Annotated in this window: 15 protein-coding genes and 2 tRNA genes; 9 read left to right on the top strand and 8 right to left on the bottom strand. The window is 71.8% G+C overall.

All coding sequences use genetic code 11. From position 1 onward, the window contains the following. The 4 genes from AC162C_RS05795 to AC162C_RS05780 all read right to left on the bottom strand — a co-directional run. Positions 1-293, bottom strand: a 293-nt coding sequence (locus tag AC162C_RS05795; protein ID WP_484096721.1) for a hypothetical protein, incomplete at its 3' end; no start/stop codon positions are given. Between the two features lie 839 nt (positions 294-1,132). After that, a tRNA-Thr gene (locus tag AC162C_RS05790) sits at positions 1,133-1,205 on the bottom strand. 246 nt (positions 1,206-1,451) lie between these two features. Continuing rightward, on the bottom strand, positions 1,452-1,655 hold the full coding sequence (locus AC162C_RS05785; RefSeq protein WP_484096720.1) for a hypothetical protein: 204 nt from the start codon (positions 1,653-1,655) through the stop codon (positions 1,452-1,454). Beyond that, positions 1,652-1,810, bottom strand: coding sequence for a hypothetical protein (locus tag AC162C_RS05780; protein WP_484096719.1), 159 nt, complete (start codon positions 1,808-1,810; stop codon positions 1,652-1,654). Before AC162C_RS05780 ends, AC162C_RS05785 begins: the two co-directional genes overlap by 4 nt. A gap of 122 nt (positions 1,811-1,932) precedes the next feature. Here AC162C_RS05780 and AC162C_RS05775 point away from each other — a divergent pair. The 8 genes from AC162C_RS05775 to AC162C_RS05740 all read left to right on the top strand — a co-directional run bounded on the left by AC162C_RS05775 (position 1,933) and on the right by AC162C_RS05740 (position 10,273). Beyond that, a tRNA-Tyr gene (locus AC162C_RS05775) sits at positions 1,933-2,014 on the top strand. A gap of 128 nt (positions 2,015-2,142) precedes the next feature. Then, the gene (locus AC162C_RS05770; protein ID WP_484096718.1) at positions 2,143-3,264 is read left to right on the top strand and encodes a geranylgeranyl reductase family protein; all 1,122 of its coding nucleotides are present in this window, start codon (positions 2,143-2,145) and stop codon (positions 3,262-3,264) included. Positions 3,265-3,365: 101 nt separating this feature from the next. Then, on the top strand, positions 3,366-4,547 hold the full coding sequence (locus AC162C_RS05765) for a type IV pilus twitching motility protein PilT (RefSeq protein WP_462973921.1): 1,182 nt from the start codon (positions 3,366-3,368) through the stop codon (positions 4,545-4,547). A gap of 121 nt (positions 4,548-4,668) precedes the next feature. Then, positions 4,669-5,202 (top strand): PulJ/GspJ family protein, encoded by a 534-nt coding sequence (locus tag AC162C_RS05760; RefSeq protein WP_462973920.1) that lies wholly within the window; start codon positions 4,669-4,671, stop codon positions 5,200-5,202. Further along, complete coding sequence (locus AC162C_RS05755; RefSeq protein WP_484096717.1) at positions 5,202-6,800, top strand: hypothetical protein; 1,599 nt, start codon at positions 5,202-5,204, stop codon at positions 6,798-6,800. Before AC162C_RS05760 ends, AC162C_RS05755 begins: the two co-directional genes overlap by 1 nt. Before the next feature lie 50 nt (positions 6,801-6,850). Beyond that, a complete protein-coding gene (locus AC162C_RS05750) occupies positions 6,851-7,600 on the top strand; it encodes a prepilin peptidase (protein ID WP_484096716.1) in 750 nt (249 codons plus the stop codon). A 79-nt stretch (positions 7,601-7,679) separates the two neighbouring features. After that, positions 7,680-9,452 carry a GspE/PulE family protein gene (locus AC162C_RS05745; RefSeq protein ID WP_484096715.1) on the top strand — a complete coding sequence of 591 codons (1,773 nt, stop codon included), beginning with the start codon at positions 7,680-7,682 and terminating at the stop codon, positions 9,450-9,452. A gap of 188 nt (positions 9,453-9,640) precedes the next feature. Further along, positions 9,641-10,273, top strand: coding sequence for a cytidylate kinase-like family protein (locus tag AC162C_RS05740; RefSeq protein ID WP_484096714.1), 633 nt, complete (start codon positions 9,641-9,643; stop codon positions 10,271-10,273). Positions 10,274-10,361: 88 nt separating this feature from the next. On the opposite strand, the gene AC162C_RS05735 is transcribed toward AC162C_RS05740, so the two are convergent. The 4 genes from AC162C_RS05735 to AC162C_RS05720 all read right to left on the bottom strand — a co-directional run bounded on the left by AC162C_RS05735 (position 10,362) and on the right by AC162C_RS05720 (position 13,835). After that, positions 10,362-10,649, bottom strand: coding sequence for a hypothetical protein (locus AC162C_RS05735; protein ID WP_484096713.1), 288 nt, complete (start codon positions 10,647-10,649; stop codon positions 10,362-10,364). Next, entirely contained in the window at positions 10,646-11,182 is a 537-nt protein-coding gene (locus AC162C_RS05730; RefSeq protein WP_484096712.1) for a hypothetical protein, read from the bottom strand. The genes AC162C_RS05735 and AC162C_RS05730 overlap by 4 nt, the downstream gene beginning before the upstream one ends. A gap of 32 nt (positions 11,183-11,214) precedes the next feature. Further along, positions 11,215-13,290 (bottom strand): glycosyltransferase family 39 protein, encoded by a 2,076-nt coding sequence (locus tag AC162C_RS05725; RefSeq protein ID WP_484096711.1) that lies wholly within the window; start codon positions 13,288-13,290, stop codon positions 11,215-11,217. A 137-nt stretch (positions 13,291-13,427) separates the two neighbouring features. Further along, positions 13,428-13,835: a type IV pilin protein gene (locus AC162C_RS05720; protein ID WP_484096710.1), complete on the bottom strand. Its 408-nt coding sequence runs from the start codon at positions 13,833-13,835 to the stop codon at positions 13,428-13,430. A gap of 132 nt (positions 13,836-13,967) precedes the next feature. Between AC162C_RS05720 and AC162C_RS05715 the strand changes: the two genes are divergently transcribed. Then, positions 13,968-14,099 (top strand): hypothetical protein, encoded by a 132-nt coding sequence (locus AC162C_RS05715; RefSeq protein WP_484096709.1) that lies wholly within the window; start codon positions 13,968-13,970, stop codon positions 14,097-14,099. Positions 14,100-14,541: the final 442 nt, after the last annotated feature.

Here is a 14,541-nt window from a genome sequence, read left to right as displayed (position 1 = left end):
ACCTCGATCTCGCTGCACCTCTGGCCCGCGTGGCAGCAAGCGACCCCATCCCGCGCCTTGCAGCAGGTCTCGCCGTCGGGACAGCAGGCCTCGATGAACCCCACACCCTTCGGCTGCGAGCAGAGCGTGGTGCCGGCCCGGCACGTGACCCTCGACGCGGCCGTCGCCCCGGCGGGACGCAATGACGGAAGCGCTGCTGCGGCGAGCGCGCCCGCTGCGAGCCGCAGCGCTCGCCGCCGCGGCATCGGCTGTGCCAGCGTGCGTGCCAGGTCGTCGAAGAAGCGCTCGCTCATCAGCCCTCTTCTGCCACCTCGTCAGGCACCGGAGGAGACGGAGTCGCGGGGAAGCCAGGTGATACCCAGCTTCCCCTTCACGCACGTGCCGGACGTGGCCTTCCCTGTCCCGTAGACGTTGGACGCGTAGCACGTCCAGCCGGCAGGAGCCCGGAGCTTCCGCTGCGTCGCTCCGACCGGCTGAACGGCGAGGCGACGGAGCATCTGGAGCGCTGTGGCGCACGAGACGCCCGAGGATGACACAGCCAGGATGTACTTCGTCGACGTCGTTCCTCCGATCGTGTACGCCGGCCCTGTCGAGCTAGGACAACGCTTGACGGTGAGCGACGCGGCCGCCGCAGACGCATGCACGACCACAACGAGCCCGCCGATGAGGACGATCACCGAGAGCCGAGCGATTGACCGCTTCACGATTCAACCCCTTTCCCGGAGGTAGCGGGCTACGCGTGAAGGGACGACGCAACGGCCACGGACGACGCGAGCCTCAGGAGCTGTCGTGCCCACTACCCGCACAATCAATGACATGACTCGTCTTTCGTGCTTATTGGCAAGGCATACAACAGTCGGTGCCGGACAGCAATCAGTAGAAAGCACGTATTGGTAAGCAGGTATTGGGCCTGCTCGGCAGCCCAAGCGGATCGCTGATTACCGCCCGCGGACGACACGCCGCAGTCGCGCTCGACGAGATCTTCTGACGGGCTCGCCATAGGTGTTGGTCGCCGCCTACTCAGGCGTCCTCGGCTAGCCGAGATCTGACCCAAATCTGACCCAGAGGGTCGAAGAGCCGGGTCGAACCACTGAGGAAGAAAAAAAGACCCGCATTTGCAGGTCTTTCTTGAAGCCCTCTGACGGACTCGAACCGTCGACCCCCTCCTTACCATGGAGGTGCTCTACCGACTGAGCTAAGAGGGCGTGGCGGGGATTGTAGCCCGGCCGCCTGGCTGCCCGACCGCTACGGCCCGTCGCCGGGACGGGCGGGGAGGACGCGGAACGCCGGAGGGTCGACGGTGAGCGCGCTTCGGATCGGTCGACGGCGCATGTGCGCAAGCGCGGTGCCCGACACGAGCGCGTTGCGATGATCGTCGCCGGGGGCGTGGCGGACCGTCCGCTCGGCGGCGCGGCCGACGACTCGAGTCGTGCGACGCGGCGGACGTGCGATCAGAGCACGATGCGGGCCGCCACCGCGGGCGGGCACCCCGACTCGACGAGCCCGATCGCCTCGTGCAGGTCGATCCGGGGGTCTGCGGCGATCGTGAATGCCGCCTCGGTGTCGAACCCCGCCGAGAGCAGGCACGCCGCCCGCCAGTCGAGCACCCTCGCGTCCTCGGTGCCGAGGGGTGTGTCGTGCCTGGCGTCGATCATGCGGCTCGCCTCCTCGTCTCGCGCTGGATCCTCCGGTTCTCCTCCTCCACGTGACGCGCCGTGGCGTACGCGGCAGCCTCCGTGCGCCCGAGGTCGAGCGTCTGCCGGGCGAACCGGTACCAGTCGATCCAGCTGTGGGGTCTCGTCTGCGTCATCGCACCCTGTGATATCGCGCTCGTGTAAGTGATTCGTATCGGCGGGTTGCGCGGATCTTCGGCCCCCGTTAGGAGTGTCTTAAGAGCCCGCTGCCCGCTGCCCGGCTACAATCCGCGGGCTCGCAGGGGTTCCCGAGTGGCCAAAGGGGGCGGGCTGTAAACCCGCTGGCTCAGCCTTCAGAGGTTCGAATCCTCTCCCCTGCATGCTCCGTCGGCGCGCAGACGGCGGCGGCGGGCGCCGGTATCGCGGCAGGCCGGCGCGAAACCTCGGGCCTGCCGCGCGCCGGACGGGCGCGTCTGTCGGGCCGCTCCGCCGCTCTACACTCCACGCCGTGGAGCGCTTCGACGTGGTCGTGGTGGGCGCCGGCCCGGCCGGCTCCGCGTCCGCGATCGGGCTCGCCGCCGGCGGCGCGCGCGTGCTCCTCGTCGACCGCGCCCGCTTCCCCCGTGACAAGCCCTGTGGAGGCGGCCTCACCGGCCGTGCCCTCCGACAGGCGCCGTGCGACGTCTCCCCGGTCGTCGAGCACGTCGTCGACCGCTTCGAGCTGCGCCTCCGCTACGGCAGGAGGTTCAGTCGCCGTCACCGCGAGCCGCTGATCCGGATGACGCAGCGCCGGCGGCTCGACGCACACCTCGTCGAGCAGGCCGCCTCCGTGGGCGCCGACGTGCGCCAGGGGGTGCGGGTCGACGGGCTGGAGCAGGACGCCACCGGCGTGATCGTGCGCATGGGGGCCGACGCGGCACGGGCCGCCGTCGTCGTCGGGGCCGACGGGGCCAACGGGATCACCGCGCGCGCCGCCGGGATCGACGACGGCATCGTCCGCGGCGTGGCGCTCGAGGGCAACGTCCCCTGGGGGGTGCTCGAGCGGTCTCGGTACGAGCAGACGGCGGTGATCGAGCTCGGCGTCGTCCCCGGGGGCTACGGATGGGTGTTCCCGAAGCACGACCACGCGAATCTCGGCGTCGGTGGATGGGGAGCCGAAGGGCCCCGCCTCCGCATGCACCTCGGGAGGCTCGCCCGTGCGCACGGCGTCGACCCCGACGCCCTCACCGACGTCAAGGGGCATCGCCTCCCGATGCGGCGGCTCGGCGCCGCGGCGCGGTCGGGCCGCGTCCTCCTCGTCGGCGACGCCGCCGGCCTCGTCGACCCCCTCTCCGGGGACGGCATCTACGAGGCCTTCACCTCGGCCAAGCTCGCGGCCGAGGCGATCCTGGCCGACGCGACCGAGAGCTACGAGGGCCGGCTCGCCGCCGCCCTCGACCACCATGCCGCTGCATCGTGGGCGGCGAAGCGCGCGATGGACCGGAGCGCGGGCGCCTGCTTCTGGGCGGCCCGCTCGCCGGGCGTGTTCCCGGTGGTCGCAGGCCTCCTCTGCGGCGACGTCTCCCACCCCAACGAGGCCCGCGGCGTCGCCCGACCGCCGCTGCGTCTGCTCGCCCGCCTCGCCTCCTGACGCGCCCGGCGGCATGAGCGGCTCCCGCCGGGCCTCCCCGCGGACGGCTCCTCGACAGGGCGCTCAAGCCGTCACCGGTCGCTGCCGATGAAGTCTTCACCGTGGCGCTCGATCTCATCGCCTTGCTCACCCGCGGCGTCGAGGCCGGGGCGAGCGACGTGCACCTGAAGCTCGGGCAGCCGCCCGTGATCCGCTTCGACGGCGACCTCGAGCCGCTCGGTGACTGGCCCGCGCTGACGGAGCAGGACCTCACCGACGTCCTCGACGTCGTGACGGAGATCGCCCCGAGGCGCCGTGAACTGTTCGAGGAGACGGGCGACCTCGACACCGCGTACTCGTATCCGACCCTGCCGCGATTCCGCGTCAACGGCTTCCGGCAGCGGGGCGCGATCTCGTTCGCGTTCCGCGTGATCCCGAGCCAGATCCCGACGTTCGAACAGCTGCACCTGCCGACGGGCGTCCGGCGCCTCGCCGAGGAGCACCGCGGCCTGATCCTCGTCACCGGCCCGACCGGCTCCGGCAAGACGACCTCGCTCGCCTCGATCCTCGACCACGTCAACCGCACCCGGCGGCAGCACATCGTCACGATCGAGGACCCGATCGAGATCCTCCACCCCGACCGGGGCTGCATCGTCAACCAGCGCGAGGTCGGCCTCGACACGGAGAGCTTCCACCAGGCGCTCCGCCGTGTGCTGCGGCAGGACCCCGACATCATCCTCATCGGCGAGCTCCGCGACACCGAGACGGCGCACACCGCACTCCAGGCCGCCGAGTCGGGGCATCTCGTGTTCTCCACCCTCCACACGCTCGACGCGGCCGAGACGCTGGGCCGCCTGATCGAGTTCTTCCCCCCCGAGAAGCAGCGACAGATCCGGTCGATCCTCGCCGGGACGCTGAAGGGGATCATGTGCCAGCGGTTGCTGCCACGCGCCGACGGCGGGCGGGTGCCCGCGGTCGAGCTCCTGATCGCGAACGCCCGCATCGGCGACCTCATCCGCGAGAACCGGGCCGACGAGATCGAGGACGCGATCGCCGCCGGCGAGTTCTACGAGATGCAGACCTTCTCGCAGTCGCTGATCAAGCTCGTCCTCGGCGGAGACGTCGAGCGCGAGGTGGCGGCGAACGCCGCGACCAACCGTCACGACTTCCTCGTCGCGCTCGAGCACGCCGAGAAGGAGAAGGCCGCGGACGAGCGCGCGGCTTCCGCGGCCGCGTCCTCCTCCGACGGCTCGGAGAGCGGCGGCGATGCCGGGTTCAAGCGCATCTCCTCCGGGCTGCGCTGAGAGCCTCCTCATCTCCCCCGAATGGGGGTTCGCCGACGCCGCGCTCGCGCCCGATGCTGAGCGTGTGACCCCGCGGACGGCTGTCCGGTTGCTGACGCTACGCGCACGAGTACTGCGTGGCGTGCGCTCGTGCGAGCGCGGCACCACGCTCTCGGAGCTGATCGTCTCGATGGCGGTGATGGGGATCCTGATGACGGCACTCGTCATGTTGTTCACCTCGGGGACGAGGACCGAGGCGCAGCTCAACTTCCAGTTCCAGAGCCAGACAGAGGCGCGGGTCGCCCTCGACACGATGCGCCGCGACATCCACAACGCGTGCGCGGCGACCGTCACCGGCGGCACCCAGGTCACGTTGCTGACCGTCGACGCGGCGGACGCGAGCTACCCGTGCACCGTGACCAGCGTCACATGGTGCACGGCCGGGAACGGCTCCCGCTACGGCCTCTACCGGGCCCCGGGCGCGTCGACCTGCAGCACCGCGGACGCGCTGCGAGCCGACTACCTCACCGGCGGGGCCGTCTTCTCGATCGTCACTGCCGCCGGCGAGCTCCCGAAGGTCGGTGTCGACCTGACCGTCAACCGGCAACCCACGATCGCGAGGCTCCACTACCGCCTGGACGACGAGATCGCGCTCCGCAACGCGAGGAGGACATGATGCGCCCGAGCCGTGTCACCGCCCGGCTGCGCGACGAGAGCGGCGTCGCGCTCGTGATGGCGATCGGGATCAGCTTCGTGCTCGCGATCGCTGCGGCCTCGTTGATCGCCTTCTCGACCTCGAACGAGCGGTCGGCCTACCGCTCGCGGGCCGCGCACGACGCCTACCAGCTGGCGGTCTCCGGTGTCGAGAACGCCGTCTCCCAGCTCGCGAACGCGGCGCCCGACGCGCGCGACGACTACACCCTCTTCTCCGCGATGTCCTCCGCAGACCGGACGCAGGCGTTCGACGCCGGCGAGGCCGTCGTCTGGGACGGCGTCCTCTGGGACGACAACCCGCGGAACGGGTCCAACCCGGGTGGCTCCACGCAGTACACGGGGTCGCCCAACGACTACTACATCCCGAGCCTGCGCTGGCGGATCGCCTCGACGGCCGTCGTCCCCAATCCGAGCGGGCCGGGGACGATCACCCGTACCGTCACCGCGGACGTCCGCCTCCGGCCCGAGACGCTGCAGCTCCGGGACGAGCAGACGTGGGAGTACGTCTACTCGTGGAAGACCGGCGACCCCGACGGGTGCGACATGGAGCTGCCGAACAACCCCGACGTCCGGTCCTCGTTCTACGTCGCCGGGAACTTCTGCCTCGACAACAACAGCTCGGTCGTCGGCCCGCAGTCCGCCTCCGACCCCGAGGTGAAGGTCAACATCCGCGGCAACGCGATCCTGATGAAGCAGGGCAACGAGCTCGGGACGGCGGCCCGCCCGCTCACCAAGATCTACGTCGAGAGCGACCCGAAGGTCACGAAGGAGCGCGGCTGCAAGTTCCGCGCGAACCCGTACAAGAACCCGTGCGGAGTGCCCGAGCACGTGCGAGGGCCGTCGGAGAGTGGCTCCCCCGAGATCCTGCCGCCGGTGGCGCAGTTCGACGACTGGTACCACGTCGCGAGCCCGGGGCCCGCGTGGCCGTGCGACCCGGCGCTCTCGTCGGGCGCCTATCCGAACTTCGCCGACGACGGGGTGCCGAACAACGGCGACAAGGGGACGCTCCGCCTCGACCTCGCCTCCGCGTTCTCGTGCAGGACCGTGATGGGCGAGCTCACGTGGGATCCGAGCGCACGCAGTCTCATCGTCGACGGCACGATCCTCTGGGACGGCAACCTCGAGTTCGACCCGTCCGTGCAGTTCGACGTCGCGTACGACGGTGTGGCCGCGGTGTACCTGAGCGGCTGGTTCCGGACGCGCCAGACGAAGCTCTGCTCGTCGTTCACGTCCCGGGGCGACTGCGACTACGACGCGTGGAACACCGACGAGGACATGTTCTTCGTGGCGACCCACGGCAGCAACAACTGGTCGCAGTGCACCCAGTGCGGCGTCCTGCTCGAGCAGTCCTCGCAGTTCCAGGGCGCCCTCTACTCGGACTACAACATGGGGTTCCAGAACAACTCGTACGTGCAGGGGCCGATGGTGTCGAAGGAGGAGCTGATCCAGAACAGCTTCACCTTCAACTTCATCCCCCCGCTCGTGAAGGTGCCGTTCGGCGCGCCGAGTAACACGATCACCGGCTGGGAGCTGACACCGCCGACGAACTTCACCGGGTAGCGAAGCGGCTTCCGCTCAACCGGAGGGGCCCCGGCGCCGATACCCGGAGCATGAACGTTGCTCTTGCGGCAATCGCAGCCGCTCCCGGCCTCGCGCTCGGGAGCTTCCTCAACGTCGTCGCCTCGCGCGTGCCGCTGCGGCGGCCGATCGGGGCCTCGCGCTCGGAGTGCATGACCTGCGCGACGCCGATCGCGTGGTACGACAACGTTCCCCTCCTCTCGTACGCCCTGCTCGGAGGCCGGTGCCGCGCCTGCGCGGCGTCGATCCCGCTCCGCTACCCGGTGGTCGAGGCAGTGACCGCCCTGCTCGTCGCCGCGTGCGTGTTGCGCTTCGGGGTGACGCTCGAGGCGGCCGTCGCGTCGTTCTTCTGCGCCGTCCTCGTCGCCGTGTCGGCGATCGACCTCGAGCACCGGATCGTCCCGAACCGGATCGTCGTGCCGGCCGCGGCGATCGTGCTCGTCGCGAGGACGGCGATCGACCCCTCGCCGGAGTGGCTGCTCGGGGCGCTCGCCGCCGCCGGGCTGCTCCTCGCCGTCGCGCTCGCGTACCCACGCGGCCTGGGCATGGGCGACGTGAAGCTCGCACTGCTGCTCGGCGCGATGCTCGGCCGGACGGTGGGGGTCGCGCTGATGGTCGGCATGGTCGCCGCGCTCGTCCCCGCAGCCGTCCTCGCCGCGCGGCACGGCGGCGCTGCCAGGCGCATGACGATCCCGTTCGCGCCGTTCCTCGCCCTCGGCGGGATCGTGGCGCTGTTCGCCGGCGCCGCGGTCCTCGACCGGTACCTCGGGCTCATGGCGTGACCCGCGGCGGTCCGCGTCGTACCGACAGGACTCAGTATCTCGGGGAGTTCTGCCGATACCTCGTTCGAGGGAGTATCCGATGAGCTCTGAACCCATTCCGCTGCGCGCTCCGGCCACCGAGGTCGCCGGTCCCGTTGCTCCGGCCGCCGACGGCGGCGCCGGGCACGAGACCCTCGCCGACCTCGTGAGCGAGATCCTGCTCGCCACCGACCTGCTCCCGCGCGATCGGCTCGGCGCCGCGCATCGCCGGGCCGGCACCGGATCGATCGCGCAGGCGCTCGTCGACGAGGGCATCGCCCAGCCCGAGGGCATCGCCCGGTCGCTCGCCCGCAGGCACGGGATCACCTACCTCGACCTCAGCCAGCAGCGCGTATCGCCGGACGCCGCCGAGCTGATCCCCCTCCGCACGCTCCAGCGGGTCGTCGCGATCCCGGTCCAGCTGAAGGGCGACCGGCTCATGATCGCGATCGCCGACCCGACGAACATCCTCGCGATCGACGAGCTCCGTCTTGCGACCCGGCACGCGGTCGAGATCTGCATCGCGAACCGCGAGGACATCGTCTCGGAGATCGACAAGCTCGTCCGCCAGAACGAGGTGATCGAGACGCAGTCGGCGCTCGATGCGATCGAGACCGTCGACGACGAGGACGACCTCGAGATCGACGACGGCGTGTCCGACGCGCCGCTCGTGCGCCTCGTGAACTCGATCATCATGCAGGCCGCGACCGACGGCGCCAGCGACATCCACTTCGAGCCGCAGGAGGACGCGCTGGCCGTCCGCACCCGCATCGACGGCGTGCTGCACGAGACGCAGCGCATCCCGCGCCGGATGGCCGCGAGCGTGACCACGAGGCTCAAGGTGCTCGCGAAGCTCGACATCGCGGAGCGGCGCCGCCCGCAGGACGGTCGGATCACGCTCAACGCGCAGAGCGTCGGGCGCCTGCTCGACATCCGTGTCGCCGTGCTGCCGACCGTCGAGGGCGAGCAGGTGGTGATGCGCCTGATCGACAAGTCGCGCCAGACGCCGACGCTCGAGTCGCTCGGGCTCTCCGAGGCGATGCGCGAGCAGATCGCCCTCATCATCCGGAAGCCGACCGGCGCCCTCCTCGTGACCGGGCCCACCGGGTCGGGGAAGTCGACGACCCTCTCCGCGGCGATGGCGGAGATCAACCGCCCCGAGATCAACATCATCACGGTCGAGGACCCGGTCGAGTACCGGCTGGGCGGCGTCAACCAGATCCAGATCAACCCGAAGGCCGACCTCACGTTCGCGCGGGCGCTCCGGACGATCCTCCGCTCCGACCCCGACGTGATCATGGTCGGCGAGATCCGGGACGCGGAGACCGCGAAGATCGCGATCGAGTCCGCCCTGACGGGGCACTTCGTGCTCAGCACGCTGCACACGAACGATGCGCCCGGGGCGATCACGCGCCTGAACGAGATGGGCGTCGAGCCGTACCTCACGGGCTCCGCCGTCACCGCCGTCCTCGCCCAGCGCCTCGCCCGCAAGCTCTGCACGAACTGCTGCGAGATGTACGCGCCGTCGATCGACGAGCTCCTCGCTGCGAAGATCTCGGCCGAGTCGGCGCAGGCGCGCGAGGGGATGGTCCTGTATCGCAAGGTCGGGTGTCCGCGGTGCGGCCGCTCCGGCTACAAGGGCCGGATCGGCATCTTCCAGTTGATGGTGATGAACGACGAGCTCGAGGCGCTCGCCGCCCGGAACGCCTCGCGCGAGGAGATCGAGCGCGTCGCCGCGGCGACGGGCATGCGCTCGCTGTGGGACGACGGCATCGCGAAGGCGGCCGCCGGCCTGACGTCGATCGAAGAGCTCGCCCGGGTCGTCACCCAGTAGGCGGCAACGGGCGGGCGCCCCGCGGGCGCCCGGTGGCCGCGACGGCCCCGCTGCCCGTGCGTGCCGGCCGGGGCGGTCGCCGCTGTGCTGCGCGACGGCGTCTCCCGTGCCGCCGTCCCGGCGGCGCCGTGGTGTCGGCCGACCGGCTCGTGGTTGACCGCCGCCGGGCGCTGGCGTAGCGTCGCCGAATGGCCAGCAGCGTCGTCTGTGTCTCCGGCGTGTTCGGCTCGCAGATGCACGAGGTCGCGCGGGCCGTCGCCGACGCCCTCGGGTTCACCGTCGTCGACGAGGAGATCGTGCTGCGTGCCGCCGCCGAGGCCGGCGTCGACCCGAAGGTGGTCGCGAGCGTCGAGGGCCGGCGCTCGTTCATGGAGCGGGCGCTGGAGACGCTCGGGCCCACCGCCGACGCGGCGCGGTTCGCGTTCGGAGGCCCCGCGGAGTCGCTCGGCTCCGATGCACCGACCAGCGAGTCGCTGCGGGAGTTGATTCGCGCCGCGATCGAGGAGACCGCCGAGCGAGGCCGGGTGGTGATCGTGTCCCACGCGGCGTCGCACGCCCTCGCCGTGCGGGAGGACGTGCTGCGCGTCCTCGTCACGGCCTCGCCGGAGACGCGTCGGGCCCGCGTGGGCTCGCTGACCGGGATGAGCGAGAAGGACGCCGACCGCGCCCTGGCCGAGTCTGACCGGGCCCGCGCCGACTACTTCAAGCGCTTCTACGGCGTGAAGGGTGAGCTCTCCACGCACTACGACCTCGTGCTGAACACCGACCGGCTCGCCCCCGACGCCGCGGCCGCACTCGTCGTCCTCGCCGCCGGGCGCTGAGGATCGATCTCCGGCGCCGGCGGGTCGTGGGGCCGTCGCCCGTGGCCGCACGGCCCGGTCGACCGGCTCCGGTCGCCGTCCCCGACGGTCAGCTGACGACGTCGCAGCTGAGGTACTCGAGCGCGGTGAGCGTCTCGTCTGCGAAGCGCTCCGCAGCTTCGGGCGTCGCGAAGTGGAACGGACGTCGAACGCCGCCCTCGCCGGGTGGGAGGGTGGCGGGGAACACCTCTGCGTCGACGGTCACCGTCGAGTCGGCCTCGGCGACGGCGGTGAGCTTGACGACGGGTCGGCCTTCCCGGCGCACTTCGTAGGCGTAGAGCGGGCCGGTGGCGGTCGTGCGCTCGGCCCGCTTCGCGCCTCGAAGCGGGGAGGTCACCGGCCTGCGCCTGCGTTCCGAGCCGCCTGGGCGACGAGCGCGCTGTCGACACGCGTGTCGAACCGTGTCGCGATCTTGCCCGGCCGCCGGACGACGAGGACGACGGGGGCGCTCACCGTGCCGACGAACGTCTGGAGCTCGCGGGCGGTGCGCTCGTCGAGGACGTTGAGCGCGGCGAAGCCGGAGCCGACCTCCTTCGCGCCGACGCGTGCCTGGGCGACCGCGGCGCGGTCGCTCTTCGACGTCCCCGAGTACACGGAGACGACGACGACCTTCGAGAAGCGGAGCCGCTTCGCGACGGCGGACGGGACGTCGGGGAGGATGACCAGCTTCGGTGCGGTCGCCGTCGAGGACGTGACCGGTGCGGTCGGCTTCGCTGCGGGCTTCGCGGCCGCGGCGGGCGGTGCGGGCGTGGGGGAGGCGGAGCTGTCGTCGCTCAGCATGAGGGGTCGTGCGACGAGGAATGCAGCCGCCGCGGCGAGCGCGAGGCCGAGGAGGAGCAGCATGCGTGTGGGGATCGCTGTGGCAGTCACGTGTCCCTTATCGGCAGGAACGGCCGCGGGCTTTATGGCCCGTTCGCACCGATCGGGTGAAGGTGCGGAGGCGTCGCGAGGGCGGCGACCGGGCGGTTCCCGGTCGCGATGAGCGGTCGGCGCGGGGTGAAGGTGAACGTCACCGGCCGGCGGGTCGCGACGACGGGGAGGCGGAGCGCCACGGGACGTCCGGCCTGGAGCCGAACGGGCCGTCGGACTCCGCCCCCGCTCACGTCCACCGTTACCGGCGGGGCGCCCGTCGGCAGGGAGAGCGTCAGCTCGACGGTGGCGCGCCGCGGCCCATCGGCCCCCGGCCACACCGTCAGCTGCGAGCCGGCGCCGAGCCAGCCGTCGAGGTATCGACCCGCGAGCAGCACGGCCATGCGCGGCGTCCCGTCGGGTCGCCACAGCGCGCTCGAGACGGTTCGCCGCTCCAGCACGGCGCCCTCGAGCTGGGCCCACGACGCGTACTCCTGCACGAGCAGCGCGCGCCGCACGACCTCGCCGTCGGCGACGATCGTGCCGTCGTCCGCGATCCGCGTCACGCGGGAGCCGAAGGCGTCGACCTCCGTCGTGTCGCCGAGCCGCAGGATCTCGTCGATCGAGGAGTTGTAGAAGAGCTGGAGCGACACCTGCTGCCGCCGGGCGTGCGGCGTCTGGAGGATCGAGACCGGGCCCACGTCCGCCGCGTCGACCCATCGGGGATCGTCGGTGCCGACGAACGTGTGCCTGATCCGGTCGCTCACGTCGAGGTCGTACGCGGTGGCGGCGGCGGCCGTCGTCCCGAGCACGGCGAAGGCTGCGGCGAGGGCGACGGCGGTGCCGAGCTGCGGCCGGAGCGTGACCGCGGCCGCGACCAGCGCGAGCGCTCCCGCCGCGAGCGCGACGAGCAGGGCGGCGGAGCCGCTCCCGAACGACTGCTCGAGCTGCGTGAGCGCGTGCAGGAACGGCGAGTCCTGGTTGCCGTCGAGCGCGGTATACCCCGCGACGGGGACGACCATCGCGACGAGGAGGATCCCCGCGGCGGCGATCACGATCGCGGTGCGACCGGCGCGGCCCGCGGCGCGACGCATCCCGAGGCAGAAGGCGACAGGCACGAGCGGCAGGAGCGCGACCAGGTACCGCTCCTGGAACCGCTGTGAGCCGTTCGATGCGTACACCGCCGCCTCGAGCAGCAGGAGCGCGGCCAGTGCGACGACGAGCACCGCGAACGCCTGCTCGACCCGGCTGCGTGGCCGCGCGACGCCGAGCGCGAGCCCCGCGAGCGCGCCCGGGACGAGGACGAGGCCGGACGCGTAGACGAGCAGCATCGCGTCCGTGGCCGCCCAATGGCCGAGGCCGGCGGGGTCGAGCGCGAGGTCGGTGACGCCGCGGTAGTAGCCGAGCGCACGGCCCGTGCCTGCGGCGAGCAGGATCGCCGTCCCGGCGCCGAGCGCGGCGAGCGTGACGCCGTAGGCGCGCACGGCGCCCCGCAGGTCGCGTCGCTCGACGACGGCGGCTGCGACCAGGAACGCGGGGACGAGCACCACGTACTGGACGCGCGCGAACGTGGCGAGCCCCGCGAGCCCCAGGAACGCCACCTGCGTCTGCCAGGTCGGCCGGTCGATCGCGACGATCGCTGCGAGCACCGCGCCGAGCGCGAGCGGCAGCGCCACGGTCTCGGCGGTCACGAGCGCGCTCAGCACCATCGCCGGCAGGACGAGCGTGATCGCCGCGCACGCGAGCGCGAGCCGCGCCGAGAGGCCGAGTCGGCGTGCGATCAGGTACACGGGGACGGCCGTGAGCGCAGCGGCGAGGGCGTGCAGGCCCTGGACGAGCCGGTAGCCGAGCTCGATGTCGTCGCCGGCGAGGCGCCACAGCGGCGCTGCGAGGAGCGGCTCGAGGAGCGCGGGAAAGCTCGCCGCCTGGCCCCTGATCTCGAGCGACCCGTGACTCAGGGCGCGCCCGAGCGACGCGTAGATGTACTCGTCGGGGAAGAACCGTGGGGTCGAGTGCGCGAGCGCGGTGACGACGCGGACGAGGAAGGCGGCGGCGACGAGGCCCACGAGCCCGATCCACACGGGAACCGCGACCGCGCGCTCCCTGAGCGTGGGCCTGGTGATCGTCACCGTCGAGGAGAGGCCGCTCGTCACGTTCGCTCACTTCGGCACCGGTGGCCCGCGGCTTGAGCCTCCGCCGTCCGCCAAACGCGAGAGGGGCGCTTCCGCGCCCCTCTCGCATCGGAGGATCTGTCTTCGGGCTCTGGCTAGCAGGTGCCCAGCGTGACGCCGTTCGCCCGTGTCGCTGCGGACGTCGCGTCGTACTTGAACGTGTAGCTGCCCTCGGTGTTCTGCATGCAGAAGCCGGTGCCGGCACCCGTGGCCACAACCGAGTCGAGCTGCAGGCCGGCGTCGATCGCCTGGAGGGCGCCGACGCCGATGCCGGCGTACGAGGCCGGGTTCTGATCCTGGTAGTACGCCTCGGCCGACGGAATCGCGGCGCGGACGTTCGAGGCGGCCGCACGGCGCTCCGCGCGATCCTTGAAGCCCAGGTACGAGGGAACCGCGATCGCCAGCAGGACGCCGATGATCACGAGGACGATGAGGAGCTCGATGAGCGTGAAGCCCGACTCCTCGTTGCGAAGGCGCTTCTGCACCTTGCTCATGAACCGCATGGAACACTCCTTTTGGAGGGAGGGGATGGAACCGACTGCTGCCGTATCGGCGGAGCGCCTGCGCGAGGGGACTCCCCGAACGGGTGATTTGCGTGGGATCCCCTCCCCCGCCCCGGGGGACACGACGCCCGCGTGCGTCGGGAGCAGGTGGCGTTCGGGACGTACGCGGCGAGCGGCGCCCCAGGCCCCGGGACGCTCCAGGTCTCGCCGGCGATCGCGTCGGTGAGGCAGGAGGCCGAGGCGGTCGCGGACACCGCGCCCTGACCGTCGTCGAGAGGCCAGGATCGATCGCGCGCAGGGCGGCGGCGTCCATCCCGGCGTACGCGTGCTCGTCGGCGTCGGAGAGCTCGGCCGCGGGGAGTGCCGCGCGGAGGTCCGCCTTCGCGGCGCTGGTCGCGGCGCGACCCTCGAACGCCAGGAAGGAGGAGACGGCGATCGCGAGCAGGACGCCGGCGATCGCGAGCACGACGAGCAGCGCGACGGGCGTGAGTCCCTTCTCGTCGGTGAGCTGCGGCGTGCGGCGGATGGTCATCGGCGTCTCTCGTCTCACCCGCGTCGTCCCCGCACGACGCGGGCTCCGCTCGCCGTCGGCCGTGGAGGGCGTGGCGTCGATCCCGGTGTGCGGGAGGTCGCCTCACCCAGGGCGGGGGAGGTCGGACGGCGACGCGCGGCGGACGGGTGCCCGCCAGGGGCGGTATCCCGGTTG

It is taken from the genome of Gaiella sp. (genome assembly GCF_057140465.1).
This window is presented reverse-complemented; position numbering and strand designations above follow the sequence as displayed.